Here is a 3,386-nt window from a genome sequence, read left to right on the forward strand (position 1 = left end):
GTTTAGCTAGGTGACGACACTGCTCGATGAAGTCGAGGATATCGATTTCCATGGCAGGTTCGATTTCCTCGGCTTCACCCTTCTAAACCGGTGATATCCGCTGATAAGATCGCTCTTCAACAGAGCACACCTTTCAATCCTTATCTGAACACCGTCGAACTCCCGCGCGTTGAGAACTCGATCGGGCTCCCCGATGTCCGCACGCTTTTATCCGGGGACGGGGATGGCTTCCGCATGGAAGTGGGCATCGTCGCGCGAAAGGGCAGCGAGCGGGCGGCGTCGCTCGCGGCGACTCTCCGAGACATCGTCACCGAAGAAGGAGAGAGCGTCTGGCTCGACGCGGAGACCGCCGCCGCGCTCGACGCGGGCGACGACGCCCGGGCGGTCGACGCGTTCGACGACTGCGACCTGGTCGTCGCCGTCGGCGGCGACGGCACGTTCCTGTTCGTCGCGCGCAACGCCGGCGACACCCCCATCGTCGGGGTGAACCTCGGCGAGGTCGGGTTCCTCAACGCGGTCCCGCCCGCCGACGCGGCGGCGGCGCTCCGCGCCGAGGTCCGGGCGTTCCGGAACGGGGGGCTGGACGTCCGGGAAGCCCCGCGGCTCGCCGCCAGCGCCGGCGGCTGGACGTCGACGCCGGCCGCGAACGAGGTGGTGATTCAGGGCGACCGACGCGGCCCCGGCGGCGGGATCGACTACGAGGTGCGGGTCGACGGGTCGCGGTACGCCGGGGGGCACGCAGACGGGGTCCTCGTGGCCACGCCGACCGGGTCGACCGCGTACAACCTCTCCGAGCGCGGGCCCCTCGTCCACCCCGAGGTGAACGGGCTGATCGTCAACGAGATGGTCGCCGAGGACGGGATGCCACCGCTCGTCGTCGACGCCGACGCGAGTATAACCGTCGCGGTCGCGGACGACGCGGGGGCGACCGTCGTCAGCGACGGACGCGACACCGCGGCGCTCGACGGGCCGACCGAAGTGACCGTCGAACGCGCCGCGCCGCCGATACGGATCGCCGGTCCCCCCTCCGACTTCTTCGAGGCGCTCGGCAAGCTGTCCTGAGCCGGCGGCTGCCCGACGGCGGCCGGACGCACCCACAAAGCGTTTACCGGACGCCCGCGGACGCCGGAGCGTGAATCGCCGGTCGGCGCTCGGACGGTACGCGGTCGCCGGGGTCCTCGTCGCGGCGGTGGCGGCAGTGACCCTCGCGGTCTCCCCCGAGGCGGCGCTCTCGCGGCTCCGGTGGCTCGCGACAGACCCGCTGCGGTTCGGCGCCGCGATCGTCGCGCTCGCGGCGGTCAGGCCGCTCCTCGCGTGGCCCACGACCCTGCTTGCCGTCGCCGTCGGCTTCGGGTACGGCTGGGCCGGGACGCCGCTCGCGCTCGCGCTTGTCGTCGGCACCGCGCTCCCCCCGTACGCGCTCGCCCGGGCGGGGAGATTCCGCCTCCGAGACGGCGCCAACGCGGGCGACGCGTCGGGAATCGCCGACAGGTTCTGTCGCGCCGGCGAGCGCTTCGCGGCCGAGTCAGGGAGCGTGCGCGCCGTGACCGGGACCCGCCTGCTGCCGCTCCCGTCGGACGCGGTGACGGTCGGGGCCGCGGCCGCCGGCGTCGGCGTCCGGCCGTTCATCGCCGGTACCGCGTTCGGCGAACTCCCGTGGGTCCTCGCCGGGGTCGCCGTCGGCGTCTCGCTCGACCGCCTTGCGGCGAGCGGCGGGTCGCTCGTCGACCCGGCCGTGGTCCTCGGCATGGCCGCCGTCGGCGTGCTGATACTCGCCGGACCGCTCTACCGGACGTTCCTCCGGACGGACGCGACGACGGTCTGACTCGGCGGACACTGGGCGCCGATACGGCGGACGGATCGCAGAAAGCGAAAAGACCGCCCGGGCGTGTCGTCGCTCGGGCGGTCGTGCGGGCCGTGTGCCTCTGACAGCAGACGGGTGCTCTGCGTCGGGAACCGCTCGCAGCGACGCGCGCATTCCCCCGGTCCCCGAATCCCGGGAACCGACCCAGCCCTGACCCCGAAGCCGCGGTGCGGTCCGCGCTCGCCCCTGTGAGCGCCGGACGCGGCCGCGACTCCAACGGGGGACCGGGAGAGCGCGGCGTCGCTACGAGTCGCCGTCGGTCGAGTTCTCGCCGCTCGAACCGTCCTCCGACGCCTCGGACTCGTACTCCACCTCGATCCCGCTCGGCACCGGGGGGAGGAGGTAGCGGCCGTTCCCGCGCAGTACCGGCGCGAAGTCCGCGGTGAACGTCGTCCGCGCGTTCTCGCGGATCTCGAACTGCTCGTTGAACTTCAGCGGCGCGTTACCCGGGAGATCGACGGCCGCGTCGCTCCCGTCGGTGAGGGTCCCGTCGGCCGACGACACGTCGAGCTGGAGGTACGGGTACTCGCCCGTCTGGAGCTCCCGCTCGTCGATCAGCTGCGTCTCGCCGTTCTGGAGTTCGACGAGGTCAGCCTCCTGTGACTCGTCGAACTCGAAGTACTCGCGACCCTCGGCGGCGTCCCCCTCGTCGTCGGTCCCGTTGCCGTCGGTGGTCTCGTTCCCGCCGGCGTCGGTGTCGTCGCTCCCGTCGTCCGGGTCGGTCTCGTTCGCGCCGTCAGCGTCACCTTCCTCCGGATCGGCGCCCTCCGGGCCGAGCCAGAACCCCTCGACGGTGACGACGAGCGACTCGAAGTCGCCGATGTCGGCGGACTGGTCGGTCACCTGCGTCGCGAGCGTTCCCGTCGTGCGACCGACACAGCCGGCGAGGCCCGTCGCCCCGAGGGCGGCGGCGCCGGTCGCCTTGAGGTAAGTGCGCCTGTCGAGCGCGTCGAGGTCGAGCGCGCGGTCAGTCACGTCACGCACCCCCCGCTCCGTCGGCGGTCGTCCCGTTCTCCGCGTCGGTTCCGTCGCCCTCGCCGGCGCCGTTCCCGGCGATATCGCTCACGGTCTCGCCGAGATCATCGACCCCGCCGCCGAGGAACTCGTTCACGCTGTCGAGGATCCCGCCGACGAAGTCCGGCACTTGGTCCGGGAGGCCGCTCGGCGGGCCCGCGTCGCCCGAGGCGTTGTCCGGGGCGGGCGTCGCCGCGACGGCACCGGCGGCCGCGCCGGTCCCGATCAGTACCACCGTGGCGAGCGCCACGAGCAGCGTCGTTCGGAGTGCGTTCATTGCGACTCATCCTCGGAGCGCTACACGGTTTAATGCCCCAAGCCGTTCAGCCGAATTACGCCCGATTTAATTCGGTTTAACCGGCAGAAGACGGCCTAAACCGGGAGATCGACCTGAACAGCGGGTGGTATATAAAAGGATAACTCCGGCAGCCGAGATCGGCGACGCGCCCGCGGACCGTAACCGGGGGCGCGGCCGTGGACCGTAGTCGGCGGGCGCGCCCCCGGTTAC

Annotated in this window: 4 protein-coding genes; 2 read left to right on the plus strand and 2 right to left on the minus strand. The window is 71.8% G+C overall.

What is annotated here, in order from left to right:
- Positions 1-234 precede the first annotated feature (234 nt).
- Both EXE41_RS18320 and EXE41_RS18325 read left to right on the plus strand, forming a co-directional pair.
- Complete coding sequence (locus EXE41_RS18320) at positions 235-1,062, plus strand: NAD(+)/NADH kinase (protein ID WP_049932608.1); 828 nt, start codon at positions 235-237, stop codon at positions 1,060-1,062.
- 70 nt (positions 1,063-1,132) lie between these two features.
- Positions 1,133-1,825, plus strand: coding sequence for a VTT domain-containing protein (locus EXE41_RS18325; RefSeq protein ID WP_137691758.1), 693 nt, complete (start codon positions 1,133-1,135; stop codon positions 1,823-1,825).
- Positions 1,826-2,107: 282 nt separating this feature from the next.
- Here EXE41_RS18325 and EXE41_RS18330 read toward each other — a convergent pair whose 3' ends face one another.
- Complete coding sequence (locus EXE41_RS18330; protein ID WP_137691759.1) at positions 2,108-2,839, minus strand: DUF4382 domain-containing protein; 732 nt, start codon at positions 2,837-2,839, stop codon at positions 2,108-2,110.
- 1 nt (position 2,840) lies between these two features.
- Positions 2,841-3,155, minus strand: coding sequence for a hypothetical protein (locus tag EXE41_RS18335; protein ID WP_137691760.1), 315 nt, complete (start codon positions 3,153-3,155; stop codon positions 2,841-2,843).
- Positions 3,156-3,386 lie beyond the last annotated feature (231 nt).

The organism is Halorubrum sp. SD690R (assembly GCF_005435035.1).
Classification (GTDB): Archaea; Halobacteriota; Halobacteria; order Halobacteriales; family Haloferacaceae; genus Halorubrum; species Halorubrum ezzemoulense.